General features: G+C 65.5%; 23 protein-coding genes. 14 read left to right on the top strand and 9 right to left on the bottom strand.

What is annotated here, in order from left to right; translation table 11 throughout:
• Positions 1 to 5: 5 nt before the first annotated feature.
• The gene (gene clpB, locus QGV54_RS15610; protein WP_281019782.1) at positions 6 to 2,600 is read right to left on the bottom strand and encodes an ATP-dependent chaperone ClpB; all 2,595 of its coding nucleotides are present in this window, start codon (positions 2,598 to 2,600) and stop codon (positions 6 to 8) included.
• Between the two features lie 255 nt (positions 2,601 to 2,855).
• Between clpB and QGV54_RS15605 the strand changes: the two genes are divergently transcribed.
• The 3 genes from QGV54_RS15605 to rpsU all read left to right on the top strand — a co-directional run bounded on the left by QGV54_RS15605 (position 2,856) and on the right by rpsU (position 5,307).
• Positions 2,856 to 3,626 carry an MOSC domain-containing protein gene (locus tag QGV54_RS15605; protein WP_281019783.1) on the top strand — a complete coding sequence of 257 codons (771 nt, stop codon included), beginning with the start codon at positions 2,856 to 2,858 and terminating at the stop codon, positions 3,624 to 3,626.
• Positions 3,619 to 4,806 carry an acyl-CoA dehydrogenase family protein gene (locus QGV54_RS15600; RefSeq protein WP_281019985.1) on the top strand — a complete coding sequence of 396 codons (1,188 nt, stop codon included), beginning with the start codon at positions 3,619 to 3,621 and terminating at the stop codon, positions 4,804 to 4,806. Before QGV54_RS15605 ends, QGV54_RS15600 begins: the two co-directional genes overlap by 8 nt.
• A gap of 297 nt (positions 4,807 to 5,103) precedes the next feature.
• Positions 5,104 to 5,307, top strand: coding sequence for a 30S ribosomal protein S21 (rpsU, locus tag QGV54_RS15595; RefSeq protein ID WP_109794465.1), 204 nt, complete (start codon positions 5,104 to 5,106; stop codon positions 5,305 to 5,307).
• Between the two features lie 229 nt (positions 5,308 to 5,536).
• Here the strand turns inward: rpsU and QGV54_RS15590 are convergent, their stop codons facing one another.
• On the bottom strand, positions 5,537 to 6,607 hold the full coding sequence (locus QGV54_RS15590; RefSeq protein ID WP_281019785.1) for an MBL fold metallo-hydrolase: 1,071 nt from the start codon (positions 6,605 to 6,607) through the stop codon (positions 5,537 to 5,539).
• 142 nt (positions 6,608 to 6,749) lie between these two features.
• On the opposite strand from QGV54_RS15590, the gene QGV54_RS15585 reads away from it, so the two are divergent.
• From QGV54_RS15585 to QGV54_RS15575, 3 genes are read left to right on the top strand one after another with little or no spacing between them, the layout of a single operon-like run.
• A complete protein-coding gene (locus tag QGV54_RS15585; RefSeq protein WP_281019786.1) occupies positions 6,750 to 7,043 on the top strand; it encodes a cupin domain-containing protein in 294 nt (97 codons plus the stop codon).
• A gap of 9 nt (positions 7,044 to 7,052) precedes the next feature.
• The gene (locus tag QGV54_RS15580) at positions 7,053 to 8,252 is read left to right on the top strand and encodes an MFS transporter (protein WP_281019860.1); all 1,200 of its coding nucleotides are present in this window, start codon (positions 7,053 to 7,055) and stop codon (positions 8,250 to 8,252) included.
• A gap of 26 nt (positions 8,253 to 8,278) precedes the next feature.
• Complete coding sequence (locus QGV54_RS15575) at positions 8,279 to 9,067, top strand: enoyl-CoA hydratase/isomerase family protein (protein ID WP_281019787.1); 789 nt, start codon at positions 8,279 to 8,281, stop codon at positions 9,065 to 9,067.
• Positions 9,068 to 9,226: 159 nt separating this feature from the next.
• Here the strand turns inward: QGV54_RS15575 and QGV54_RS15570 are convergent, their stop codons facing one another.
• Both QGV54_RS15570 and QGV54_RS15565 read right to left on the bottom strand, forming a co-directional pair.
• Entirely contained in the window at positions 9,227 to 9,598 is a 372-nt protein-coding gene (locus QGV54_RS15570) for a zf-HC2 domain-containing protein (protein ID WP_281019788.1), read from the bottom strand.
• Entirely contained in the window at positions 9,595 to 10,245 is a 651-nt protein-coding gene (locus QGV54_RS15565) for a sigma-70 family RNA polymerase sigma factor (protein ID WP_281019789.1), read from the bottom strand. The genes QGV54_RS15570 and QGV54_RS15565 overlap by 4 nt, the downstream gene beginning before the upstream one ends.
• A 182-nt stretch (positions 10,246 to 10,427) precedes the next feature.
• On the opposite strand from QGV54_RS15565, the gene QGV54_RS15560 reads away from it, so the two are divergent.
• Positions 10,428 to 12,626 (top strand): FAD-dependent oxidoreductase, encoded by a 2,199-nt coding sequence (locus tag QGV54_RS15560; protein ID WP_281019984.1) that lies wholly within the window; start codon positions 10,428 to 10,430, stop codon positions 12,624 to 12,626.
• A 48-nt stretch (positions 12,627 to 12,674) separates the two neighbouring features.
• Positions 12,675 to 13,193: an L-2-amino-thiazoline-4-carboxylic acid hydrolase gene (locus QGV54_RS15555; protein WP_281019791.1), complete on the top strand. Its 519-nt coding sequence runs from the start codon at positions 12,675 to 12,677 to the stop codon at positions 13,191 to 13,193.
• 9 nt (positions 13,194 to 13,202) lie between these two features.
• On the opposite strand, the gene QGV54_RS15550 is transcribed toward QGV54_RS15555, so the two are convergent.
• The 3 genes from QGV54_RS15550 to QGV54_RS15540 all read right to left on the bottom strand — a co-directional run bounded on the left by QGV54_RS15550 (position 13,203) and on the right by QGV54_RS15540 (position 16,711).
• Complete coding sequence (locus QGV54_RS15550) at positions 13,203 to 15,503, bottom strand: xanthine dehydrogenase family protein molybdopterin-binding subunit (protein ID WP_281019792.1); 2,301 nt, start codon at positions 15,501 to 15,503, stop codon at positions 13,203 to 13,205.
• Between the two features lie 11 nt (positions 15,504 to 15,514).
• Positions 15,515 to 15,964 (bottom strand): (2Fe-2S)-binding protein, encoded by a 450-nt coding sequence (locus QGV54_RS15545; protein WP_281019793.1) that lies wholly within the window; start codon positions 15,962 to 15,964, stop codon positions 15,515 to 15,517.
• Between the two features lie 69 nt (positions 15,965 to 16,033).
• Positions 16,034 to 16,711 carry a TetR family transcriptional regulator gene (locus tag QGV54_RS15540; RefSeq protein WP_281019794.1) on the bottom strand — a complete coding sequence of 226 codons (678 nt, stop codon included), beginning with the start codon at positions 16,709 to 16,711 and terminating at the stop codon, positions 16,034 to 16,036.
• A gap of 175 nt (positions 16,712 to 16,886) precedes the next feature.
• On the opposite strand from QGV54_RS15540, the gene QGV54_RS15535 reads away from it, so the two are divergent.
• Together QGV54_RS15535 and QGV54_RS15530 are read left to right on the top strand one after the other, a co-directional pair.
• Entirely contained in the window at positions 16,887 to 17,894 is a 1,008-nt protein-coding gene (locus QGV54_RS15535) for a DMT family transporter (protein ID WP_281019795.1), read from the top strand.
• A gap of 83 nt (positions 17,895 to 17,977) precedes the next feature.
• Positions 17,978 to 18,265, top strand: a complete 288-nt coding sequence (locus QGV54_RS15530) for a hypothetical protein (RefSeq protein ID WP_281019796.1) — start codon at positions 17,978 to 17,980, stop codon at positions 18,263 to 18,265.
• Positions 18,266 to 18,359: 94 nt separating this feature from the next.
• Here QGV54_RS15530 and QGV54_RS15525 read toward each other — a convergent pair whose 3' ends face one another.
• Together QGV54_RS15525 and QGV54_RS15520 are read right to left on the bottom strand one after the other, a co-directional pair.
• Positions 18,360 to 19,283 carry an OmpA family protein gene (locus QGV54_RS15525; protein ID WP_281019797.1) on the bottom strand — a complete coding sequence of 308 codons (924 nt, stop codon included), beginning with the start codon at positions 19,281 to 19,283 and terminating at the stop codon, positions 18,360 to 18,362.
• A 138-nt stretch (positions 19,284 to 19,421) separates the two neighbouring features.
• Entirely contained in the window at positions 19,422 to 20,390 is a 969-nt protein-coding gene (locus tag QGV54_RS15520; RefSeq protein WP_281019798.1) for an OmpA family protein, read from the bottom strand.
• A gap of 236 nt (positions 20,391 to 20,626) precedes the next feature.
• On the opposite strand from QGV54_RS15520, the gene QGV54_RS15515 reads away from it, so the two are divergent.
• From QGV54_RS15515 to QGV54_RS15500, 4 genes are all read left to right on the top strand, one after another.
• Positions 20,627 to 21,850, top strand: a complete 1,224-nt coding sequence (locus QGV54_RS15515) for a serine hydrolase domain-containing protein (RefSeq protein ID WP_281019799.1) — start codon at positions 20,627 to 20,629, stop codon at positions 21,848 to 21,850.
• On the top strand, positions 21,847 to 23,469 hold the full coding sequence (locus tag QGV54_RS15510; RefSeq protein WP_281019983.1) for an AMP-binding protein: 1,623 nt from the start codon (positions 21,847 to 21,849) through the stop codon (positions 23,467 to 23,469). Before QGV54_RS15515 ends, QGV54_RS15510 begins: the two co-directional genes overlap by 4 nt.
• A 60-nt stretch (positions 23,470 to 23,529) precedes the next feature.
• Positions 23,530 to 24,165 (top strand): peptide-methionine (S)-S-oxide reductase MsrA, encoded by a 636-nt coding sequence (msrA, locus tag QGV54_RS15505; RefSeq protein WP_281019801.1) that lies wholly within the window; start codon positions 23,530 to 23,532, stop codon positions 24,163 to 24,165.
• Between the two features lie 138 nt (positions 24,166 to 24,303).
• Positions 24,304 to 24,708 carry a hypothetical protein gene (locus tag QGV54_RS15500; RefSeq protein ID WP_281019802.1) on the top strand — a complete coding sequence of 135 codons (405 nt, stop codon included), beginning with the start codon at positions 24,304 to 24,306 and terminating at the stop codon, positions 24,706 to 24,708.
• Positions 24,709 to 24,717: the final 9 nt, after the last annotated feature.

The raw sequence follows: 24,717 nt of genomic DNA, 5'->3' as shown, positions 1-24,717 counted from the left end.
TCGTTTCAGGCGGCTTCGACGGCTTTCGTCTTCTCGAACGTCAGCCCGTCCGGTCCGACATGGACTTCCACGGTGGTCCCGTCGGCGATCTCACCGGCCAGGATGCGTTCCGCCAGCGCATTCTGAAGTTCGCGCTGGATGACGCGCTTCAGCGGGCGGGCACCATAGACCGGGTCGTAACCGGCATCGGCCAGCCAGTCGCGGGCGGCGTCGTCCAGTTCCACTTCGATCTTCCGCTCCGCCAGCAGGTCCTGCAGGTGGCGCAACTGGATATCCACGATACCGCCCATGTGCGCCCGTGCCAGACGGTGGAACAGGATGATCTCGTCCAGCCGGTTGACGAACTCGGGCCGGAAGTGGTCCCGCACCGCCTTCATCACCTGAGCCTCGGCCAGGACAGTGTCATCTTCGGGGCCCAGTGCCGCCAGATGCTCGCTGCCCAGGTTCGAGGTCATGATGATCAGGGTGTTGCGGAAATCGACCGTGCGACCCTGACCGTCCGTCAGGCGGCCATCGTCCAGCACCTGCAACAGCACGTTGAAGACATCCGGATGCGCCTTCTCGACCTCGTCGAACAGGATCACCTGATAGGGCCTGCGCCGGACGGCCTCGGTCAGGGCACCGCCCTCGTCATAGCCGACATAGCCCGGCGGGGCACCGATCATGCGGGCCACAGCATGTTTCTCCATGTACTCGGACATGTCGATGCGGACCATGGCCTGGTCGTCGTCGAACATGAACTCGGCCAGCGCCTTGGTCAGTTCGGTCTTGCCGACACCGGTGGGGCCCAGGAACAGGAACGACCCGATCGGCCGGTTGGGGTCCTGCAGACCGGCACGGGAACGACGGACCGCGTGGGCCACGGCCCTGATCGCCTCTTCCTGACCGATCACACGCTCGCCGATCCGCGCTTCCATCTGCAGCAGCTTCTCGCGCTCGCCGGCCAGCATCTTCTCCACCGGCACCCCGGTCCAGCGGCTGACGATGATGGCAATGTCTTCCTCCGTCACCGATTCGCGGACACCGGCCGGGGCACACTTGCCTTCCGCTTCTGCCAGTTTCTGCTCCAGTTCCGGGATCAGGCCATAGGTCAGTTCACCGGCACAGGCCAGATCGCCGCGCCGCTTGGCGTCCTCGACGTCGTTGCGGGCATGGTCCAGCTCTTCCTTGACCTGCTGCGCCTCGCCCAGCTTGTCCTTCGCAGCCTGCCAGCGCGCGGTCTGCGCCCGGCTCTGCTCCTCCAGATCCGCCAGCTCGGTCTCCAGCTTCTGCAGCCGGTCCTTCGAGGCCTGATCGCTTTCCTTGGTCAGGGCCTCGCGCTCGATCTTCAGCTGGATCACCCGGCGGTCGAGCAGTTCCAGCTCCTCCGGCTTCGAATCCACCTGCATGCGCACACGGCTCGCCGCCTCGTCCACCAGGTCGATGGCCTTGTCGGGCAGGAAACGGTCGGTGATGTAGCGGTTCGACAGGGTGGCGGCGGAGACAAGCGCGGCGTCGGCGATACGGACGCCGTGATGCACCTCGTACTTCTCCTTCAGGCCACGCAGGATGGAGACTGTGTCCTCCACCGTCGGCTCCGAGATGAAGACCGGCTGGAACCGCCGCGCCAGCGCCGCGTCCTTCTCGATATGCTTGCGGTATTCGTCCAGCGTGGTCGCGCCCATGCAGTGCAGTTCACCGCGCGCCAGGGCCGGCTTCAGCAGGTTGGAGGCATCCATGGCCCCGTCCGCCTTGCCTGCACCGACCAGGGTATGCAGCTCGTCGATGAACAGCACGATCTCGCCGGCCGCCGACTGCACTTCCTGCAGCACGGCCTTCATCCGCTCCTCGAACTCGCCACGGTATTTCGCACCGGCGATCATCGCGCCGAGATCCAGTACCAGCAGGCGCTTGTTCTTCAGACCCTCCGGCACGTCACCGTCGATGATGCGGCGCGCCAGGCCCTCGGCAATGGCGGTCTTGCCGACACCGGGTTCACCGATCAGGACAGGATTGTTCTTGGTCCGGCGCGACAGCACCTGGATGGCGCGGCGAATCTCGTCGTCGCGGCCGATCACAGGGTCCAGCTTGCCTTCCCGCGCTGCCTCGGTCAGGTCGCGGGCATAGCGTTTCAGCGCGTCATAGCCATCCTCGGCGGAGGCACTGTCCGCCGTGCGTCCCTTGCGCATGTCGTTGATTGCCGTGTTCAGCGCCTGCGGGGCGACACCGGCGCCCTTCAGGATCTTCGCCGCTTCGGCATCATTCGCCATGGCCAGGGCCAGCAGCATCATTTCCGCCGTGACGAACTTGTCACCGGCCTTGGTCGCCAACTGGCCAGCCTGTTCGAAGACCCGCGCCAGTTCCGGGGCAAGATAGACCTGCCCGGCACCGGAACCCTCGACCCTGGGCAGCTTGCCCAGCGCCATTTCGGTCTGCTGCAGCGCCTGCTTCGCGTCACCGCCAGCGGCGGCGATCAGCGATGCGGCCATGCCCTGTTCGTCATCCAGCAGCACCTTCAGCAGGTGCTCCGTGGTGAAACGCTGATGATTGGACCGGACAGCCAGCCCCTGGGCGCTTTGCAGAAAGCCGCGCGCCCGTTCCGTGTAGTTCTCGAAGTCCATGCTTCCCTCTTTCCAAAGCCCGCGTCCGACACCCCGTTCCGGGCCTGTCATCGGCGTCTCACTAGAGTTTGCCTGTCATGATGCGCGTCGCCGCGCGGTTCGGATGTCCGGTCCCCGGCTGGGCAACCCGACACCACATATGTTGTTATTGTGCAACGCTTGCGCAAGACAGCGGCAAGCCAGATTTCGCATTCAATTGGCTTGTCCGTGTGCCAGCCACTTGATCCGTGGGGTGGGTCGGGACACTCTCCCGCCATGACACGCATCACCAGACTCTGCCGCTATCCGGTCAAGGGCCTTGCCGCCGATGACCTGACCGCCATCGACCTGACCGCAGGCCAGCCCATTCCGTTCGACCGCAAGTGGGCGATCGCGCATGGCTCGACCACCTTCGATCCTGCTGATCCGAAGCATCTGCCCAAGACCAGCTATCTGCAACTGATGCAGCATGAGCGGCTGGCGACGCTGGATGCGCAGTTCGATGATGCCGAACAGACACTGACCCTGCTGCGGGACGGCAGGCAGGTGGCGCGGGGCAACCTGTCCCTGCCTATCGGACGCAGCCTGGTCGAGCAGTTCCTGTCTGCCTGGGCGAAGGAGGAACTGCGTGGCGCGCCGCGCATCGTCACCGCGCCCGGCGCGGAACTGAGTGATGTCGGCCTGCCGGTGCTGTCCCTGATCAACCTGAACAGCGTGCGCGATATCGAGCGGGTGGCCCGCAAGCCGGTCGATCCGATGCGGTTTCGCGGCAACATCTACGTCGACGACATGCCCGCCTGGGCCGAGTTCGATCTGGTCGGCAAGGCCGTGAGTGCCGGCGGCGCGCGGCTTCAGGGCCTGGCACGGATCGACCGGTGCGGCGCGACGAACGTGAACCCGGAAACGGCGGAGCGTGACATGCAGATCCCGAAAGTGCTGCAGTCGGGCTTCGGCCATGTCGACTGTGGTATCTATCTGTCGGTTACGGGAGATGGCCGCATCGCGGTCGGAGATTCGCTTGGGGAGGGCGATGATGGAAATGGGTGACAATCTGTCGGGGGCGCAGGCCTTCGACCTCAGTCCGGAACAGGTCGAGATCCTGGACACGGCGGATCGCTATGGCCGGGAACAGCTCGCGCCGCTGGCGTCGCGGATGGATGACGAGGAATGGTGGCCGGACAAGGAATTCCGGGCACTGGGCCAGATGGGCTATCTGGGGGTCACGGCACCGTCGGAATTCGGCGGGGCGGAACTGGACGTCTTCGGTTCCGGTCTGGTGCTGCAGGCCTTCAGCCGCTGGAACCCGGCGCTGGGGCTGGCCTGGGTGGCGCATGACAATCTCTGCATGAACAACATCCTGCGCAACGGCAATGACGACATCCGCAAGCGCTACATCCCCGGTCTGGTGGACGGCAGCCTGGTCGGCGCGCTCGGCCTGACGGAGCCGGGGGCAGGGTCGGATGCGCTGGGATCCATGGCCACCACCGCCCGGCGCGACGGCGACGACTATGTGCTGAACGGGCGCAAGCTCTACATCACCAACGGCCCCATCGCCGACGTGCTGCTGGTCTACGCCAAGACGGACCGCGACCGCGGCGCCAAGGGCATTTCCGCCTTCGTGGTGGAGAAGGACTTTCCCGGTTTCAGCGTGGCGCAGAAGCTCAACAAGATGGGTTTCCGAGGCAGCCAGACCGGTGAACTGGTGTTCGACGACTGTCGTGTCCCCGCTGCCAACATGGTTGGGGAGGAGAATCGCGGCCACGTCGTTGTCATGTCCGGGCTGGATCTGGAACGGGCGATGATCTCCCCCATCTGCCTCGGCATCTCGGAGCGCGCGCTGGAGCTTTCCGTCGAATATGCGCGGGAGCGCAAGCAGTTCGGCAAGCCCATCGCCAGCTTCCAGATGGTGCAGTCGCACGTCGCCGACATGTACACCTATGTGGAGGCCATTCGCCTGTTCACCTATCGCGGCCTCTCCGCCGTGAACAACCTGGTGGAGGGCGAGGGCGGGCGCGGCGACGTGCACAAGCTCAGCGCCGCCTCCGTGATGTTCACCGCCAACATGATGAACCGGGTGCTCGACCTGGCGGTGCAGGTCCATGGCGGCATCGGCTACATCTGGGAAAGCGAGATCAACCGGCTCTACCGGCACACCAAGCTGCTCGAGATCGGCGCGGGCACGACCGAGGTCCGCAAGATGATCATCGCCGAGGAAGTACTGAAGTAGGGGCGCTGCGCCTGGGATCTCTTTGGTCCCCCGGCCAGCCCTCTCCCCCTCCCGACCACCCATCAGGATACTCGCGTGGGTGGTCGGGAGGGGGAGAGGGCTGGCCGGGGTCAGCACATGAACCGCGAGAGGCCAGGCCGGGGACCACGAACGACTCGGCCACATACACCTTGGCCTGCCGGAATGACCATGTTATAGACCCCGCGACTGGCGAACGCGGGTTCGCCGGACCGGTATCTATTTCTCTGGTCATGCCCGTTGGGGGTCGGCCATTGCTGAAGACGAAAGAGGAACGCCTTGGAAGTCAGCGTACGCGACAACAATGTGGACCAGGCACTGAAGGTCCTGAAGAAGAAGATGCAGCGGGAAGGCATCTTCCGTGAGATGAAGCTTCGTAACTATTACGAGAAGCCGTCCCAGCGCCGGGCGCGGGAGAAGGCCGAAGCGGTGCGTCGTGCCCGCAAGCTGGCCCGCAAGCGCGCGCAGCGCGACGGGCTCTGATCACACCCTGACGGGAACGCGATCGCACAGGACGACCCGGTGGCCCCGCCGCCGGGCGTTTTTGTGTGTCTGGAGCAGATCGCCGGCCGGGTGAAAGGCTGGTTCTCCATTGCGTCGGTCAATCGACCGATCAGGGAAACCGACCCGCAGTCCGTTCCTGCGACCGCCCATGCGATCCTGACGACAGATCCAACCCTGTCGGCGCCGCCTGCAGTGGCTCGACGCCGAGTTACGCCGCCTGCGCCTCCAGGCCGATGGAGCGGTAGCGGTAGACGCCGTCGTCGCCGATCTTGCGTTCCATGCGGCCCTGGCCGATCAGCATGTGGATGTGGCTGATCCCCTCCGACATCGCCAGGCCCATGTCGTCCGGGCCGAGCTTGCGCAGGAACATGGTGGGCAGCAGTTCCTGCACCGATGACCATTCGCCGGCACCTTTCCAGAGCGATTTCAGGCGGGCGCGGTGGTGGTCCTGCAGATAGTTGATCCGGGCGTGCAGGCTGCGGAACGGATCGCCATGCGCGGGCAGGATCAGCACGTCATCGGGCAGCGGGCGGAAGACGTCGAGGGTTTCGAGATAGAGTTTCAGCGGGTTGGCGTCCGGTTCCGCGGGATAGACGCCGATGTGCGGCGTGATGCGCGGCAGGATCTGGTCGCCGGAGATCAGCACGTTGAGATCCTCGCACCAGAGCGAGGCATGTTCCGGTGAGTGGCCGCGTCCGATCAGCACCTGCCAGTCATGGTCGCCGATACGCACCTTCTGATCCTGGTACAGCCTGCGGAAACTGCGCGGGATCGGCGTCATCATCTTGGCGACGCGGTTGTAGCCGCGCTCCCGCAGTGCCTCCAGCATCTCCTCGCTGTAGCCGATGCGACGATAGTGCTCGATCACGTCCTCCGGCACCCGCTCCGCCACGTCCAGCGCCATGGTGCGCCCGAAGGCCCATTCGCCGAGCGTCATCCAGAGCTGGCAGCCCCAGCGTTCCGTCAGCCAGCCCGCCTGCCCCACGTGGTCGGTATGGAAGTGGGTGCAGAGGATGCGGGTGATGGGCTGCCCCTCCAGGTGCTTCTCGAAGATCTCCTCCCACCAGGCCATGATCTTGCGGCTCTTCAGCCCGGTATCGACCATCGCCCAGCCGGCGCCGTCACGGATCAGCCAGAGGTTGATGTAGTCCAGACCGGGGATCGGGATCGCCATGCGGACCCACAGCACCCCGGGCGCCACTTCCATGACCTCTGCCCCCTCGGGGCGCTGGTCACCAAAGGGATAGTCGAGCTCGGGCCGTGCCGGGAAAGCGTCCACCGGGAATCTCCGCCAATGCAGCTGATGTCTGATCTGTCGTCTGAATCTCCCGGAGGGCTCGGCAAACGTCAACCTGTTGTGCAACACTGTCGGCGCGCACCGGCCATGCCGGTCCCTGTCCCCACAGCCGGAGTTGATGCCCGTGAGTGATACCGAACGCCCCCTTGCGACTGGCACGAAGCAGCTTGAGACGGATCGAGTCGTGGTGACGGAATGGAGTTTTCCACCCGGCGGCCATACGGGCTGGCATCGCCACGAGATGGACTATGTCGTGGTGCCCGTGACCACCGGTGACCTAACCATCGAGACCTCGGACGGCCTGTCGAAGGCACCGCTGCAGACCGGCGTGTCCTACACCCGCGAGGCCGGGGTGGAGCACGACGTCATCAACGACAACGACTTTGCGTTCCGCTTCATCGAAGTCGAGCTGAAGTAAGCCGTCTTGATGCTCAAGACCGGCCCGATGCCGGTCCTGCTTGTCACCATCGCGATCGACATGCTGGGCTTTGGCCTGATCATCCCGCTGCTGCCGTTCTACGCCACGGACTTCGGGGCAGGTCCGGCGCTAGTGGCGCTGCTGTTCGCCACATATTCGCTGGGTCAGCTGGTAGGCACGCCGCTGCTGGGCCGGCTTTCCGACAGGATCGGGCGACGTCCGATCATTCTTACCTGTCTGGGTGTCAACGTCATCGCCTACCTCGGGTTCGGACTGGCCGACAGTCTACTGACCCTGTTCGTCGCCCGTGTCATCGGTGGCATGGCGGCGGGCAAGATCGCGGTGGCGCAGGCCTATGCGGCAGACATCAGTTCCGGGTCGGGCCGGACAGGGGCCATGGGGCTGACGGGTGCGGCCTTCGGCTTCGGCTTCGCCTTTGGTCCTGCACTGGGCGGCCTCATCCTGGGAGCGGATCCGAGTCCGGCGGAGTATGGCATGCCCGCGTTCGTTGCGGCCGGGCTGAGCCTGCTGGCGCTGGTCTGGGGCCTGTTCGCGCTACCCGAGAGCCTGCCGCGTGAGAGCCGGGACAGCGAGGATCGTGTCCCATTCCGGCAGCGGCTGCAGATTGTCCGGTCGCGACCGGAGCTGCTCGGGATGGTCGTCATCTTCTTCGCGATCAGTTTCACCTTCAGCCAGGTGGAGGCGACCTTTCCGCTGTGGACCGCTGTCAACCTGGGCTGGGGACCGCTGCAGGTCGGTTATACCTTCACCTACATCGGCATCCTGATCATCATCTGTCAGGGGTTTCTGGTGGGGCGCATTGCACCGATGGTCGGAAACTTCAGACTGCTGGTCGCGGCGCTGTGCAGCCTGACCGTCGCGCTGACGGCGATCATCCTGGCGGTGGATGCGGTGACGCTTCTGATCTCTGTGACCTTCATGTGTCTCGGCATGGCCTTTTCTTCCCCCACCCAGTCTGCCATTGCCAGCAATCTGGTGCCCGCGACCCGCGTCGGCGCGTTCCTCGGCCTGTGCCACGGGGCATCGTCGCTTGGACGGGTTCTTGGCCCGGCATGGGGTGGGCCGATCTTTGAAACGCTCGGGCCGGACTGGCCTTATCTGATCGGTGGCGGCATCATGGCACTGACACTGTTGCTGACACTGAAACTGCGCGGGGTATTGCGCCCCGGCGACGGTGATCCGGCCTGAACAACTATCCTGGGGAGGACAGACAGATGAACGAAGACATGCGCTATGAGGTCAGGAACGGGGTTGCGTGGGTGACCCTGAACCGGCCCGAGGCCCTGAACGCCATGAACCAGAACATTCTGGACGGCTACACGCAGGTGGTGCGCAAGGTGGAGGCGGATCCGGAGGTCAAGGTGCTGGTCTTCACCGGATCCGGGCGGGCGTTCTCCGCCGGTGCCGATCTGAAGTATGTCCTCAGCTTCATGGGGCAGGGCGACCCGGAGAAGGTCCGGACCTTCATGCGCCAGGCCTACGAGGCCTTTGCGGTTGTCGGCGAATGCGAGAAGCCGACCATCGCCGCCGTGAACGGCATCACCGCCGCGGGCGGGATCGAGCTGCTGCTGGCCTGTGATCTGGCCTTTGCCGTGGAAAGCGCGAAGATCGGTGACGGACACATCAATTTCGGCATGCTGCCCGGTGGCGGCAGTTCCATCCGCCTGCCGCGCAAGATCAGCGAGACCCGCGCCAAGTACCTGCTGCTGACCGGGGAACTTCTGCCCGCCCGGACGCTGCTCGAATGGGGCCTGCTGAATGACGTGGTGCCGGACGATGAACTGATCCCGACAGTGGAACGGGTTGCGGCCCGCATTGCGGAGAAGAGCCCGCTGGCGACGCGCCTGATGAAACAGATGGTGGATCAGGGCCTCGACATGCCCCTCGACCGCGCGCTGCGCACCGAGATGGAAGTCTGGGAAGGCTATGGCCGTTCCGCCGATGTGGTGGAGGGGCTGACCGCGTTCAGCGAGAAGCGCAAACCGGCCTATACGGGCAGGTAGGATTTCGTCTGCGTGCTGACCGTGCCGCCCCTCTGGAGAGGATTCTGTCGGTAGACCGTGCCGCCCCTCTCCCCCACCCGGCCACCCAGGGGAGTATCCTGAATGGGGGGCCGGGTGGGGGAGAGGGGCGGCACGGCCCACGAACAGTCCGGCCAGCCTTCAGCCTTCGCCCTGTTCCTTCGCCCGCATGGCGCTGAGGACGGCGCCAACCAGTTCCGACGGAACCTCCTCGGGCAGGGGACCGGTTTCGGTCTCGAACAGCCGCTGGCCCAGTTCGATGCTGCGGACATAGCCCTGGTAGCTGGCACGGCAGAGCCCGCACATGGCCAGATGGCGTTCGAAACGCTTCCGGGATGGTTCCGGCAGGGTGCCTTCGTGGTAGTCCATCAGGAAACTCTCGAAGGTCTGGCAGTTGATCAGTCCCGGATAGTACCGGAACATCAGACCGACCATCCGGTGACGCCAGCCATGCCGTTCCTGCGCGTGGCCGCGCGCCAGCCGAAGCAGGATGGCGAGCAATGGGTCGTTCATAGCTGTCCCCCCGCGATCAGGGGTTCCAGGTGCTTGCGCAGCGCCGACCGGGCGCGGTGGATGCGCACCTTTGCCGTGCCCTGCGTGATCTCCAGCTTCTCCGCGACTTCGCTGATGCTCAGCTCCTCGATATCGCGCAGCAGCAGCACGGTGCGGTGGCTCTCCGGCAGCGCCTGAATGGCGCTGGTAACCGCCGCGCGGGCATCGGCCCGTTGCAGGATGGTCTCGGCGCTGTCGTCACTCACCACCAGGCTGTCATTCAGGATGCCACTGTCATCGAAGGTCGGCATCAGGTCGTCGATGGAAACTTCCTGCCTGCGCCCGCGCCGCCGCAACTGCTCCAGGGCGCAGTTGACGGCAATGCGGTGCAGCCACGAACTGACGCTGGATCGCCCCTCGAAGCCGTCGAATGCATTGACGGCCCGGATCAGGGCATCCTGCGCGCAGTCCATGGCCTCATCATGGTTCTCGACGTAACGCATCGCGACACCGGCCATGCGCGCCAGCGCCGCCCGGATGACCTGTTCCTCATCCATGTCGCAAGTGGCGCCAAGTGCTGCCGCGAGGCTGCCGACACGCCGGGCCGTGCCGACGGGGTCATCTGCCTTTGCGAGGCAGAGCAGCAATAGGGAACTTGTCCAGCGCATGTGGTGTTCTGGCCCAGGTGGGGAGCATGGCGTAGCATCCTGCGACGGCTGGATTCTGTCAAACGGCACTTCTGGCGGACTTTCGTGACCCTGTTGCAACGGCTGGTGTGTAACCGAACCTGTCTCTGTGACGTCTGAAGGGAGACAAAGGTTACAGAACCCCCGCAGCAGGAGGCCGCGCCATGGCTGAACTCGATTTCGTGCCCGTAGCAAGAGCGCCTGCCTGGCTGGCGCCGGTCCATCGCCGGATCGCACGGATCCAGGATGTGCTGGGCAACATCGGCTGGCCCGTGCTCGAGCTGGTGCTGCGCATCTGGATCGGCCAGACGTTCCTGCTTTCCGGCCTGGTCAAACTCGCGAACTGGGACAGCGCGGTCTTCCTCGCAACCCATGAATATCCGGTCTCCTGGCTGGCACCCTGGCTCGCGGCACTGCTGGGGGCGGCCATCGAGATCGTGGGTGGCGGGGCGCTGATGCTGGGATTGGCAACGCGGCTGGTGGCGCTGCCGATGGCCATCCTCAGTCTGGTGATCCAGTCCGTCTATCTGGAACTGAACGTCCACATCTTCTGGGCGCTGTTCCTGGGCTGGTACGTGGTGGCAGGGGCCGGTCCGATCGCGCTCGACCGCCTTCTGGGGCGCGGCTTTGCGACCCTGCCGCTGCCGCTGGTCGGAACCTTCCACCGGTTCTGGCAGTGGTCGGACAGGTTCCTCGCACCACTCTGGCTCGTGCTGTTCAGGGCCTGGATCGCCTGGATATTCTTCGCCTCCGGTCTGACCAAGATCGATGACTTCGGGAACACCATCCTGCTGTTCCAGTACGAATATGCGGTGCCGCTGATCCCGCCTGCGCTCGCGGCCTGGCTGGCGACGTTCTTCGAGCTGGCAGCCCCGGTGGCGATCCTGCTGGGTCTCTTCTGCCGCCTCGCGACCCTGCCCCTGATCGCGATGACCCTGGTGATCCAGTTCACCTATCTTGATCATGCGGATCACTTCTGGTGGCTGGCGATCCTGGGCCTGATTGCGCTGCGCGGGCCGGGACCACTGGCGCTCGATACCCTGTTGCAGCGGTTGCTGGTGGCACGCTACCCCGCCGCGCTGAAGCCTGCCCGCTGGGATGATGGTGAACTGCCGCATGTGGTGGTCGTGGGCGCGGGCTTCGGTGGTGTCGCCGCCGTGCAGGGACTGAAGCACAGCCCCTGCCGGATCACCCTGATCGACCGTCGCAACTATCACCTGTTCCAGCCGCTGCTGTATCAGGTTGCAACGGCCGGACTGTCCCCCGCCGACATCGCCAGCCCGATCCGGGAGATCTTCCGCGACCAGCCCAATGTGCGGGTCCTGATGGGGCGGGTGACCGATGTGGACACGGCAGGGCGCCAGGTCCTGATCGGCGGGACGGCCATTGGCTACGACCATCTGGTCATCGCCACCGGGGCGCGCCATGCCTATTTCGGCAAGGACGGGTGGGAACAGTTCGCTCCGGGTCTGAAGAAGATCCCGGACGCGACAGAGATCCGGGGCCGGATCCTGGGTGCCTTCGAGGCGGCAGAGGAGTGCATGGACCCGACCGAACGCGCCGCCTGGATGACCTTCGTTGTCGTCGGCGGCGGCCCGACCGGCGTCGAGTTGGCCGGGGCGATTGCCGAACTGGCGCATCACGGCATGCGCGGGGAGTTCCGCAATGCCGACCCCGCCAACGCGCGCGTCATCCTGGTGCAGAGTGCGGATCGCCTGCTGCCGCCGTTCCCGCCGGAGCTTTCCCGCCGCACCAGGGAATCGCTGGAAAGGCTCGGCGTCGAGGTGCGTCTGGGCAGCCGGGTCACCGGGATCGATGCGGAGGGTGTGACGGTGGGGGAGGAGCGGATTGCCGCGCGCACGGCGCTCTGGGCTGCGGGGGTCATGGCCTCCCCTGCGGCGCGCTGGCTGGGGGCGGAAGCGGACCGTGCCGGGCGGGTGAAGGTGGACGCGAACCTGTGCGTGCCCGGACATCCGGAACTGTTCGTCGTCGGCGATACGGCTGCCAGTGATGGCTGGGACGGTCAGCCGGTGCCTGGCCTGGCCCCCGCCGCAAAGCAGGGTGGCGCCCATGTGGCCAGGGTCATCAACGCCCGCCTGACGCGGGCGAAGGCCCCTGGCGCCTTCCGCTATCGCCATGCCGGGAATCTGGCCACCATCGGCCGGGCCTCTGCAGTGGCGGACCTGGGACGGCTGAGGATCTCCGGACCTGTTGCCTGGTGGTTCTGGGGCGTGGTCCACGTGATGTTCCTGACCTCGAAGCGCGATCAGCTCTCCGTGGCGCTGGAATGGGCCTGGGCGTACCTGACCTTCCGCCGCTCGACGCGTCTGATCGACGACCGGCATGCCCCGACAGTTGATTGACGCCGCCGCCGCCCCGACAATGCAGGCTCATGGCAAGGGGAGGCGGAGATGAGTGACGAGAATGGCAAGACGGAAATGCCCGATACGCTGACACAGCGCATCGGGGTGCTGGCCCGGCGGGAGACGGAGGCGCGGGTCGTCGCGCCGGTGGTCGAGGCGCTGGCCGACGCCTTCGGGCGGGAGGAAGTGCTGTCCATCGTGCGCGACACCATCGTGAAGATCGCGCAGGAACAGGGGGGCGAACTTGCGGAGGCCATGGGCGGCAACGATTCCGCCACCTTCATGGAGTCGATGAAGTACTGGCGGCAGGACGGCGCGCTGGAAATCGACGTGCTGGACCAGTCCGACACGGCGCTGAACTTCAACGTCACCCGCTGCCGCTATGCGGAGATGTACCGCGCGCTCGGCATCCCGGAACTTGGCGCGATCCTGTCGTGCAATCGCGACTATGCGCTGATGGAAGGCTTCAACCCGGATGCGGAACTGACCCGCACCCAGACCATCCTGTCAGGGGCCAGTCACTGCGACTTCCGGTTCCGGTTCGGTCCCGAGGGCGGCAACGACTGACGCGCCGCCTCAGCTTCCCGTCGTGGTCCAGTCATGGCGGGACAGGGGCAGCTCGCGGGCGCGCTGGCCGGTCAGGGCGAACAGGGCATTGGTGACGGCGGGTGCAATGGGCGGTGTGCCGGGTTCGCCGGCACCGCCCGGCGCCTCCGTCGAGGCAATGATCTCCGTCTCGATGGTCGGCATGGTGGAGAGGCGGATCATTTCGTAGTCCGGGAAGTTGGACTGCTGCGGTGCGCCGTCCGCGAAGGTGATTTCGCCATAGAGCGCGGCGGTCAGGCCGTAGACGATGCCGCCCTGCATCTGGGCGACGATGGTGTCGGGGTTGATGACGATGCCCGCATCGACCGCGCACCAGACCCGGTGAACCCGGGGCTGACCGTCGTCCAGCGAGACCTCCGCTACCTGGGCAACGATGCTGCCGAAGCTCTCGTGCAGGGCGATGCCCCGCGCGCGGCCTGCCGGTGCGCCGGCTTCCCAGTCGGCCATCCGTGCCACGGTCTGCAGCACCCTGGCGTACCTGGGGCTGTCTGCCAGCAGATGCATGCGATAGGCGTAGGGGTCCTTGCCTGCGGCATGGGCCAGTTCGTCGATCACGGCCTCCGAATAGAAGGCATTCTGGGAATGGCCGACGGAGCGCCAGAAGCCGATCCGCACCGGCACGCGTGACAGGATGTGTTCCACCCGCATGTTGGGAATGGCATAGGGCAGCCATGCGGCGCCATCGACCGTGGTCCGGTCGGGTCCGGAATCGGAGCCGAAGGGAATGTAGCGCATGGTCGCCTGGCCGGAGGTTGAGGGGCCGACAAGCTTGTTGGCCCAGGCAACGGGATAGCCTTCGCCGTCGGTGGTGACACGGAAATGCGCCAGGGTCGCCGGGCGATAGGTGTCCTGACGGATGTCTTCCTCCCGCGACCAGACCACCTGCACGCCGCGTCCGGGCACGGCCATGGCGCAGGCGACGGCCTGGCGGATGAAGTCCGGCTCCCCACGACGCCCGAAACCGCCACCCAGATAGGTCACGTTGATGGTCACCCTGTCCTCGTCCATGTCGGCCTGGCCGGCCGCGATCCAGCGGCTGACGGACGGTGCCTGGGTCGGCGCCCAGACTTCCAGCCTGTCGCCGTCCATGCGCGCGGTACAGTTCATCGGTTCCATCGGCGCGTGGGCCAGGAACGGCGTGCGGTAGGTCATCTCCAGCACGTTGCTGCCCGCGGCCTCCAGCATCTCGACCGCTTCGCCGTCATCCTGATAGCCGAAGCCATCTTCGGAAAGCGCGGCCTCGTAGCTGTCGAACAGCGCGTCGGTGGAGAAATCGGGCGTCTCGCCCAGGTCGTACTCGATATCCAGTGCGTCGATGGCCTGCTTCGCCCGCCAGGTGCTGTCGGCAATGACGGCAACGCCGCCGGGAACAGCCACGGTCTTTACGACGCCGGGCATCCGCTGCACCTGCGCCGGGTCGAAGCGTGTCACGCTTGCGCCCACCACAGGTGGATGTTTCACCGCCGCGAACAGCATGTCCGGCAGGCGGACGTCGATGCCGAAGGTCGCGGTGCCATCGACCTTGGCGGGAATGTCCAGCCGCTGCTTCGGTTGGCCGATGATGCGGAACTGCGAGGGCGCGCGCAGGGGCGGGACCTCGGCCAGTTTCACGCCGGCCGCGTCGGCGGCAAGCTCGCCATAGCCGATACGCCTGCCCGACGCCGGGTCCACGACTTCGCCGCGTTCGGTCTTCAGGCTGGCCACAGGGGTGCCGAGGCGCGTTGCCGCCGCCTGTTTCAGCATCTCCCGGGCCATGGCGCCGGCTTCCCGCATCGGCTGCCACCCGGCACGCACACTGGTCGAACCGCCGGTGGCCTGGACCGCGATCACGCCGGACAGCCAGCGTCCGGTGGCGCGGGCCTGACGGGCAATGAAGCTCTCGTCGTGCGGGCCGAAGGGAAAGCCTTCCGGCAGCATGACGTCATTGACGTAGATCCTGTCGACCTTCGCGTCGATGATCTCGACCCGGTCGAAGTCGGCGTCCAGTTCCTCCGCCAGGATCATCGGCAGGGCGGTGTGGATGCCCTGGCCCATCTCGCTGCGGGGCACGGCAATGGTGACCGTTCCGTCGCGGGCGATCTTCACCCAGGCATTCAGCGCGGCCTCGTCCGCGCCGGGGTCCAGCAGCGTGGCGGGATCGGTGGGGGCGCCGCCGCCCAGCAGCTGCCAGCCGACGAACAGGCCGCCTGCGGCCACGGTGCTGCCGATCAGGAAACGGCGGCGGGCGCGGCTCTTCGGCTTGCCTTCGGTGCTCTTCCTGTTGCGTGCCATGCTGACCTCCCTCAGGCGCGTGCGGCGCGATGGATCGCGCTGCGAATGCGGCTGTAGGTGCCACAGCGGCAGATGTTGGTGATGGCATCGTCGATGTCGGCGTCGGTGGGGGACGGGTTCTCGGCCAGCAGCGCGGTGACGGCCATGATCATGCCCGACTGGCAGTACCCACACTGCGGTACCTGTTCATCGATCCAGGCCTGCTGCACACGGTGGCGGGTTCCGCCGTCCGTGATGCCTTCGATTGTCGTGACACTTGCCCCCGCCACGGCCTCCACGGGCAGGACGCAGGTCCGCGTTGCCACCCCATCCACATGCACGGTGCAGGCACCACAGGCGGCAACGCCGCATCCGAACTTCGTGCCGGTCTGTCCGAGGGTATCGCGAATGACCCAGAGCAGGGGCGTATCCGGTTCCACATCAACGGAAACCGTCTCGCCGTTGAGAACGAAGTCGATCATGCGCAGCCTCCCGATCCGCAGGGTTCAGAAGTCCCCCTGAACAAGCTTCAGGATATAAATGACCCGTGGTCAGTTATCAAGGGCGCCGCTGAGAATCGCCGTCATTCCGCCGGTCAGCGCATGCTCGAAATCCGGCTTCAGATTGCTGAATTCCGGGCGCTCCAGAATGGCGCGCGCGGACTTCGGCGGTTCTGCCAGTTGCCAGAGACCGACGATCAGGGCGTAGAGCTGAAGCAGCAGGGTCGGCCCGTCGCCGGGTTTCACACCGGGAAACCGGTCCTCCACCATGCCGCCCAGTTCGACCAGCCCGCCTGCGGTCACCTGCTTGAAGGCCAGTACGGCGTCCTCCGCCACATTGCGTTCCAGGGTGCCGTGGCACTGCACCGCCAGACGCAGCATGTTGCGCCGTTGTGCCAGGTCCCGGACAAGTGACTTCGAGACGGCGGCGGCACCGGAACGCACCAGTGCCTCGTCCTGCATGATGCCCGTCAGGGCCTGAAACCAGCCGCCGAGCTCCTGCGTCAGCAGAGCCAGGAACATCTCCTCCTTGGCGCGGAAGTAGAGATAGACGGTGCCCTTGGCCAGTCCGGCGCGGCGGGCGACCTGATCGACCGACGGCAGTTCACCCCCGGTCTCATCGAACAGTTCCCCCGCTGCGGCAAGGATGGTCTGTCGACGCGCGGCCTTGTCGGCGGCGCCCCTTGCGCGGCGTGGCGCTGTTCCAGAATGTATCGCTGTATCCGGCATCTGTATCCTGTTTCGGGCGTGATCGTATCCGCCCGGCGAACACGCAACTGCTGACCTACAGTCAGAAACAGCCGTCACCCTGTCAAGGGGCCAGCCCGGCAGCGTGGCTTGCAGCATGGCCGGGTTGTTGAGGATCATCATGGAATATCCACGAATGCAGTCGTAGTGTCCGCACATGACAAATGTGGCAGAAAGCGAGATCGCGCCCGGCGGGCCGGAACCTTCCGGTGGTCCGTCGGGAAAGGTCATCAGTGACGGTGCGCTGATCGGCATGGCCTGGCTGGCGGCATCCGGCGTCATCTTCGCGATCTTCACGGGTATCATTCGTTATGTCTCCAGTGACCTGCACCCGGCGGAGACGGCGTTCATCCGCTATTTCTTCGGGTTCCTGTTCATCCTGCCGATCTTCCTCGGCGCGCGGCGCAGCGAGTTGCGGACCAAGCGTCCGGTCATGCACCTGTTCCGTGGGTTGGTGCACGGCTGCGGGGTCATGCTGTGGTTCTACGCCATCTCCAAGATCTCGCTGGCGGAGGTCACGGCGCTGGGCTTCACCTCGCCTGTCTGGGCCACGCTCGGGGCGATCCTGATCCTGGGCGAGGTGGTGAAGCTGCGCCGCATCGTGGCCGTGGTGCTGGGTTTCACCGGCGCGCTGGTGGTGCTGTTCGGCCTGCCGGGGTCAATGGCGGAGCTGCAATCGAACTTCAGTGCGCTAGGATACGGGCAGGCGGCGATGCTGCTGGCGGCGCCACTGTTCGCGGCGTCGAAGATCATCACCAAACGCCTGACGGATACGGAAACAACGACGGCCATTGTTGCCTGGCTTTCAATGCTGGTGACCATCGTGCTCGCCATCCCGGCGGCGATGGTCTGGCGGACACCGACACTGGAGGAGGTGCTCTCCCTGGCGGCAGTGGCCGGGCTGGCCACCCTGGCCCACATCTGCATGACCAAGGCGTGGCGCGCGGCGGACCTGTCGGTGACCCAGCCGGTGGAGTTCCTGCAACTCGTCTGGGCCTCCCTGATCGGTATCTACATGTTCGGCGAGGATCCGGCACTCGGCACCTGGATCGGCGGTGCGATCATTGTCGGCTCGGCGACCTATATCGCCCATCGCGAAGCGCAGACCCGCAGGCAGATGCGTCGGGCCGCGGCGGCTGATTCCGCCGCCCGGCACCCGAATTGATTGCCTGGGATCCTGAATTTCCGCTATTCCTCAATGGTCTTTCAGTCGGGGCATGGCTCCCGGGAACCAAGGGGAAACAGCATATGGCTGACCAGAATCAGGTCTTCGTCGACGGCGTCTTCAATGTCGGGATCCAGGACGGTGCCGTTCGCATCGACTTCTTCACCCATTCTCCGACCCAGCGGGACGCGGAGGGCAAGCCGGCACGTCAGTTCTCCCAGCGCCTGGTCAGCAGCCCGCAGGGTTTCCTGCAGATCTACTCCTCGCTGGACCGTCTGGTGACCCAGCTGGAGGAGCGGGGACTGGTACAGCGGCGCGAAGGCGGTACGCCCGAGACCACGTCCGACGCCCTGCCCAATACGGAAGACTGACGAACCCGGTTCCGGCCCCGCCGGAAAAGCGAAGGCCCGCCCCGTGAATGCACGGAGCGGGCCTGTTCGTCGGGATTTACGTGGCGGTCGCGGATCAGCGATCGTCGATCATGATCTCGACCCGACGGTTCTGCGGTTCGGCAACACCATCGGGGGTCGCGATGGCCGGATCGCTCTCGCCAGCCGGAATCTCGTCGATGCGGGCAAGGTTGAGACCGCGAAGGCGCAGTGCCTCGGCAACATTGGCGGCGCGCTTCTCCGCCAGTATTCGGTTGTAGGTGGCGTCACCTGCCCGGTCCGTGTGGCCCGTTACCCGGATATCGGCCTGGGGATAGGCCGCCGCCTGGCGCGCGATCTCGTCCAGCTTCGCATGTGCGTCATTGTCCAGCTCGGCGCTGTCGAAACCGAACAGCAGGCGATGGCTGACGGGCAGCACGGGAACAGCCTTGGCAACCGGTGCCGCGGCATCGGAGGCGGTCGCGACGCGGCGGTCACCGGAACTGGCGACAGGCGCAACGCCGGTCTCAGGGCCGGACATGCGTGCCAGGGTCTCTGTCACGCGTGCCTTGCAGATCTCGGCACGGCGCAGGTTCGTGCCCTCTTCCACGTCATTCATCCAGCAGTCGAAGTTGACCTGCGCATCGGCCAGTTCGCTCGCGGCACTGCCAGGCACACCGGCCCGATAGGCCTTCAGCAGACGGGTGTAGACCCGCTGCGCAAAGGCCATGTCTTCCGGCTTCAGGTCGCGGCCTGCGGGATCATCAGGCAGCACCAGGTAGCCGTCGCGGGCATCGACCGCCTTGTTCCAGTAGGCCCATTCGTCGGTCGAGTCGTTCTCACGGGCTTCCATATCGGACAGCGCCTCATAGCGAAGCTGCAGCGCCGCGTCATAGTTGGCATAGGGTGACTTGATCGGTGCACCGCCATAGCCCGCTGCACTTGCCCCACCAGTCACTGCCAGCACACAGGCCGTCGCGACACCACTCATCAGAAGCGTACGGATCCGGGTCGTGGTCATGATCGATCTCCTTGCGGTTGCTCTGTCGGGCCGCATGCTCCTGCGCCCGTCCTCCCAAGCTGGGGCATCCCGAATGACCCGTCAGTGATGTCACTGTGACCGAGTCGTGTCGGGTGAGGACGGGCGTGTGACCGCTGTTCAGTATCCGAGGCCGATCTCGATCTCGACGCGCCGGTTGCGGGGTTCCGCGACATTGTCAGCCGTCGGGTAGGCCTGTGCGGTTTCGCCGATCGCCACCTCATCGACGCGAAGGACGTCGATCCCCCGCTCACGCAGCGCAAGCGAGACGGCAGCCGTCCGGCGCAGGGAGAGTTTCCGGTTGTACTCGTCGTCGCCGGTCCGGTCCGTGAATCCGGCAACCCGGATGTCCGCAGACGGGAAGGCTGCAGCGTCGCGGGCCGCGGAGTCCAGGACTTCCAGCGCTTCCGGCGTCAGCTCGGCGCTGTTCAGCCGGAAGAAGAGCAGGTGACGTAAAGGCAGGGCAGCGGCAGCCACACGCTGCGGCTGTCGCGCCGGTGTGTCGGTGGTCGTCGTCGCGTTGATCGCCGCGACCTGCTTGACCGGCTTCGGGACCGGTTTCGGTGCCGGTGCCGGCCAGATCTGCGGATCGATCTTGGCCATCGAATCCTCGAAACGCTGGCGGCAGGCGTCGGCGCGTGCCGGGTTCCTGCCTTCCTCGGTATCGTTCAGCCAGCAATCGAAGTTGGCCTGGGCATCGGCCAGCGTCGTGGTGCGGGTGAGCGGCATGCCCGAGCTGTAGGCCCGCAGCAGCCGACGGTAGGCCGTGCGCGCATAGTCCCGGTCGCCCTCTGCCAGTTCGCGGCGGGCCGGATCCTCCGGCAGCACCAGATAGCCGCCGTCGGCATCACGGGACTTGTACCAGAAGTGCCATTCGTCGCTGCTGTCACCGTCGGCGGATTCCATATCAGACAACGCGGCATAACGGGTTGTCAGCGCGGAGTCATAACTCGCATAGGGCGACGGTATCGGTGCCCCGCCCCAGGATGCGGCAAGGCCCGGGCCCGTAGCCACGAAGACGGCCGCGAACAGGGCGGCAGCCATGGTCGGCAGCCTGCCCGATGAAACAGTCATTCGATTGTCTTGCATCTCTTGATCCCCCGATCTGGCCCACCGCCCGGGAAACGCCCGTGCGGCATGGCAAACCTGGACAGGATGAACCTCCGGCGATGGTCGTGGCGTGGTACACCTGTGACACGTCTGTGGCATTGGTGATCTGCCAGACGCAGGAGCCGCAGTGATTCCTGCAGTGATCTCAGCGTGATTTCATCTGGCACCGGAGCGCTGTAGACTGTTCGCTCATGCGTTTCGGGGGAGGGAACCGGATGTCGGATACGGCTGTTCATGGGCAGGTGGCGGACCAGTTCGCGCCTGTCAGGGAAGCGTTCGCGCGCAATTTCTCCGAGTTCGGAGAGGTCGGCGCCAGCCTGCGCGTGGCCCTGCACGGAGAGATCGTGGCGGACCTGTGGGGCGGGATCGCCAATCAGAAGACGCAGGCACCCTGGCAGGAAGACACGGTATCCGTGGTCTTTTCCTGCACCAAGGGGGCCACGGCGATCTGCGCCCACACGCTGATCAGCCAGGGGGCCTTCGACCTGGCCACGCCCGTGGGCGATATCTGGCCGGAGTTCGCGGCGGGCAACAAGCAGGATGCCACCGTGCGCATGATGCTGGACCATTCGGTCGGGGTGCCGGTGCTGCGGGAGAAGCTGAAGACCGACGGCATCTATGACTGGGACTACATGTGCGAGCGCCTGGCGGCGGAGGAACCGTTCTGGCGACCGGGTGACCGCAACGGCTATCACGGGCTGACCTTCGGCTGGACGGTCGGCGAACTGGTGCGTCGGGCGTCGGGCAAGTCGCTGGGCGAGTATTTCCGGGACGTGATCGCCGAACCCCTTGGCCTCGACTTCTGGATCGGCCTGCCGGAGGAGATCGAACCGCGCGTGGCGCCGATGATCTTCCGCAGGCACGAACCGGGCGATGCCCAGCCGCCGTTCCTGGAGGTCGGGCTGAACCAGCCCGGTTCCATCCCGCACCTGTTCCTGTTCAATTCCGGCGGGTTCCTGTCGAAGGGCTGCAACAGCCGCGAGGGACATGTGGCGGAGCTCGGCGGCGCGGGAGGCATCACCAATGGCCGGGGGCTGGAGGGTATGTATCGACCCTTCGCCAATGGCGGCTCATGGGACGGCGTGGATCTGGTGGATGCGGCAACGCTGGCGGACATGGAGGCCATTTCCATGGCCACCGGTCGTGATGCCACCCTGCAGATCCCGACCCGCTTTGCACCGGGCTTCATGAAGTCCATGGACAATCGCGCGCTGGGGATCGAAGGCGCGATCATCGGGCGGCGCGCCTTCGGCCATGTCGGCGCGGGTGGCTCCCTCGGGTTCGCCGATCCCGAGACCGGCATCAGTTTCGGCTACACCATGAACCGGATGGGAGAGGGGCTGTTGCTCAACGAGCGCGGTCAGGGGCTGGTGGACGCGGTCTATCAGGCACTGGGCGGCATGGAACAGGCCGGTGGCGCCTGGCGGCCCGCGGCATGACGGGTGGAGACGGGGCGGCCCGTTTCCCGCTGCTGCAAGCCCGGTCGCGTCGCTATGACGTCACCCCGGATGATTTCGTGGCCGAGATGCGGGATCGCTATGGCATCAACGGTGACCTGACCTTCACCGACCTGGTCGCGCGCGCGGCGGCACATGCCCCGGACCGGACCGCGATGGAGTTCCAGGGGCGGAAGACCAGCTATGGCGCGATGATGCGCCGGATCCAGGCCACACGCGCGCTGCTGACCGACCAATGCGGCGTGCGGCCCGGTGATCGGGTGGAACTGCTGGTCGACAATTCGGATCACTATGCGGTCTGGTACCTGGCGATCCTTGGCGCGGGGGCGGTCGCGGTGCCGATCAACCCGAAACTGGTACCGCGCGAACTGGCCTTCATGGTGCAGGACTCGGCACCGGTGCTGTTCGTTCAGGAAAGCCGCTTCGACGATCTGATCGATGCGGCGCTGGTGCTGGCGGAGCGGTCTCCGCCGCGCTTCGTGGTGGACCGTGACCCGCCGCCGCCCGATGCCGGTGACTGGCAGCCGAGCAGTGGCATCGATGTGCATGACCATGCCGCGATTTATTACACCTCCGGCACCACGGGCACCCCCAAGGGCGTCATTCATACCCATCACAGCCTGATCGCCGGTGCGCTGATGATGCCGGAGGCCTGGGAGTATCCGGGCACCGACATGCGGTTCCTCGCCTGCACACCCATGTTTCATATCGCCAGCCACGTCTTCTTTCTGGTGACCCTGACCCTGGGTGCGACCCTGGTCATCGACAGCTATCAGACAGAACAGACGATGCGGGTGATCGCCGAAGAGCGGATCGACGCCTTCTTCGCCGTGCCGAGCCAGTTACTGATGATGGAACAGCACCCGCTGAAGCAGGAACTGGACTTCAGTCATGTGCGGATGATCGGATTCGGTGCAGCGCCGATGGCCATGGACCGGCTGCAGGCGGTGCAGGACATGTATCCGAATGCCGGGCTGGTCCACTGCATGGGCCAGACGGAGAGTACGGGGATGCTGGTGGCGCTCTCCTCGGCGGAAGCCTTCAGGAAGATCGGGTCCGTCGGTGTCGCGATCCCGGGCAGCGAACTGCGTGTGGTCGATGAACTGGACCGCGAGGTGCCGCATGGTACGGTGGGTGAACTGGTCAGCCGGGGGCCGCAGAACATGGTCGGCTACCTCAACCGACCGGAAGCGACGGAGGAGACCCTGCGCGGTGGCTGGCTGCATACCGGCGACCTGGGCTATCGCGACCCGGACGGTTACCTGTTCCTGGTGGACAGGGCCAAGGACATGATCATCCGCGGCGGGGAGAACATATACTCCACCGAGGTCGAGGACGTTCTCTACATGCTGCCGGAGGTGTCACTCTGTGCCGTCATCGGTGTGCCCGACAGGCTGTTCGGGGAGGAAGTGGGCGCCTTCATCCTGTGCAGGCCGGGCGCGTCCCTGACCGTGGAAGCGGTGCAGGAACATTGCCGCGCCAACATGGCCGGCTACAAGACCCCGCGCCTTGTCCGCTTCGTGACCGAGTTCGCCATGACAGCCACGGGCAAGATCCAGAAGGGTGAACTCAGGAAGCTGCTGGACGACGGAACGGTTTGACAATCAACCCGGCGGGGACCACCTGCAGGGGACACGGAAACGCCAACGGAGGAACGGATCATGGCTCTATTCGGCAGCAAGCGCGACGACGGTGCCTTTGGTGTGGTGTCGAAGGACTTTCCGGATCCCGCGATCGATGTCGCACCGACTGAGGAGGAGCAGATCGCGATCCTCGCCGGTGGCTGCTTCTGGTGCGTGGAGGCGGTCTATCTGGAACTGAAGGGCGTGCATTCGGTGGTCTCCGGCTATGCGGGCGGCACGGCGGAAACCGCCGACTACCGCAGCGTCTGCACCGGCCGCACCGACCATGCGGAAGTGATCGAGGTGCGCTACGACCCGAACCTGATCAGCTATGGCGAACTGCTGAAGATCTTCTTCGCCGTGGCCCACGACCCGACCCAGAAGGACCGGCAGGGCAACGACATCGGCCGTCAGTACCGCTCCGCCATCTTCTGGCTGGACGAGGAGCAGAAGCGCGTGGCGGAGGCCTATATCGCCCAGATCAACGAAGCCGGTGTCTTCGACAAGCCCATCGCCACGGTGCTGGAGCCGCTGGACACCTTCTTCGACGGGGAGGACTACCACCAGAACTACGCAGCCCGGAATCCGACCCAGCCCTATATCGCCTATCTGGCAGCACCCAAGGTGCAGAAGCTCTACCAGCTCTATCGCGACAAGACGAAGGCAGCGGGGTAGCCGTATCGCACACGAGGTGCCCGACACGTAGCTGGTTCGGAAAGAATGCGCGCGTCAGGTGATGTTTTTTGCTCTCTGCCTGACTTTCTCCTGTATTCCGGTGCCTGATATTCAACATTACGGGTACTGGAATCAAAAATGCGCGCATCCTTTGCGGTCTCGACGGTCGTTGCTTCGTCACTCCTGCTGGCAGCCTGTGGTGGTTCGTCGCCGAATCCGGTTGTTCAGTACCAGCCGGGTGACGAGGGGCGGACCTGCGAGGGACTGCGCCACGAGATCGCCGCGAACGAGGCCGAGATCATCCGTCGGCTGCCTGGTGAGGATGCAACCGGCAAGAACGTCGCTCTCGGTATTGCGGGCGCCTTCCTCCTGGTGCCGCTCTTCTTCATGGACTTCAAGGACGCGGAGCGGATCGAGATCGACTCCTATCGCCGCCGCAATCTCTGGCTGCGCGAAGTCGCGGCCAGGAAGGACTGCAGCCTTCCCGAGCCGAAGGTGAAGTTCGAGGAGAAGGCCGCCGCCACCCCGACCACCAGCGAATGAGGTGACAGC

Source organism: Minwuia sp. IMCC3060, assembly GCF_029909435.1.
Lineage (GTDB): Bacteria > Pseudomonadota > Alphaproteobacteria > Minwuiales > Minwuiaceae > Minwuia.
This window is presented reverse-complemented; position numbering and strand designations above follow the sequence as displayed.

Excerpts from the sequence above, each read along its gene's own strand:
- clpB (WP_281019782.1), bottom strand. The coding sequence starts at position 2,600 with ATGGACTTCGAGAACTACACGGAACGGGCGCGCGGCTTTCTGCAAAGC.
- QGV54_RS15540 (WP_281019794.1), bottom strand. The coding sequence starts at position 16,711 with ATGCCGGATACAGCGATACATTCTGGAACAGCGCCACGCCGCGCAAGG.
- QGV54_RS15525 (WP_281019797.1), bottom strand. The coding sequence starts at position 19,283 with ATGACCACGACCCGGATCCGTACGCTTCTGATGAGTGGTGTCGCGACG.
- QGV54_RS15565 (WP_281019789.1), bottom strand. The coding sequence starts at position 10,245 with ATGCGCTGGACAAGTTCCCTATTGCTGCTCTGCCTCGCAAAGGCAGAT.
- QGV54_RS15575 (WP_281019787.1), top strand. The coding sequence starts at position 8,279 with ATGAACGAAGACATGCGCTATGAGGTCAGGAACGGGGTTGCGTGGGTG.
- QGV54_RS15600 (WP_281019985.1), top strand. The coding sequence starts at position 3,619 with ATGGGTGACAATCTGTCGGGGGCGCAGGCCTTCGACCTCAGTCCGGAA.
- QGV54_RS15560 (WP_281019984.1), top strand. The coding sequence starts at position 10,428 with ATGGCTGAACTCGATTTCGTGCCCGTAGCAAGAGCGCCTGCCTGGCTG.
- QGV54_RS15500 (WP_281019802.1), top strand. The coding sequence starts at position 24,304 with ATGCGCGCATCCTTTGCGGTCTCGACGGTCGTTGCTTCGTCACTCCTG.
- QGV54_RS15555 (WP_281019791.1), top strand. The coding sequence starts at position 12,675 with ATGAGTGACGAGAATGGCAAGACGGAAATGCCCGATACGCTGACACAG.
- QGV54_RS15580 (WP_281019860.1), top strand. The coding sequence starts at position 7,053 with ATGCTCAAGACCGGCCCGATGCCGGTCCTGCTTGTCACCATCGCGATC.
- QGV54_RS15545 (WP_281019793.1), bottom strand. The coding sequence starts at position 15,964 with ATGATCGACTTCGTTCTCAACGGCGAGACGGTTTCCGTTGATGTGGAA.
- QGV54_RS15530 (WP_281019796.1), top strand. The coding sequence starts at position 17,978 with ATGGCTGACCAGAATCAGGTCTTCGTCGACGGCGTCTTCAATGTCGGG.
- QGV54_RS15535 (WP_281019795.1), top strand. The coding sequence starts at position 16,887 with ATGACAAATGTGGCAGAAAGCGAGATCGCGCCCGGCGGGCCGGAACCT.
- QGV54_RS15570 (WP_281019788.1), bottom strand. The coding sequence starts at position 9,598 with ATGAACGACCCATTGCTCGCCATCCTGCTTCGGCTGGCGCGCGGCCAC.
- msrA (WP_281019801.1), top strand. The coding sequence starts at position 23,530 with ATGGCTCTATTCGGCAGCAAGCGCGACGACGGTGCCTTTGGTGTGGTG.
- QGV54_RS15605 (WP_281019783.1), top strand. The coding sequence starts at position 2,856 with ATGACACGCATCACCAGACTCTGCCGCTATCCGGTCAAGGGCCTTGCC.
- QGV54_RS15510 (WP_281019983.1), top strand. The coding sequence starts at position 21,847 with ATGACGGGTGGAGACGGGGCGGCCCGTTTCCCGCTGCTGCAAGCCCGG.
- QGV54_RS15520 (WP_281019798.1), bottom strand. The coding sequence starts at position 20,390 with ATGCAAGACAATCGAATGACTGTTTCATCGGGCAGGCTGCCGACCATG.
- QGV54_RS15515 (WP_281019799.1), top strand. The coding sequence starts at position 20,627 with ATGTCGGATACGGCTGTTCATGGGCAGGTGGCGGACCAGTTCGCGCCT.
- QGV54_RS15550 (WP_281019792.1), bottom strand. The coding sequence starts at position 15,503 with ATGGCACGCAACAGGAAGAGCACCGAAGGCAAGCCGAAGAGCCGCGCC.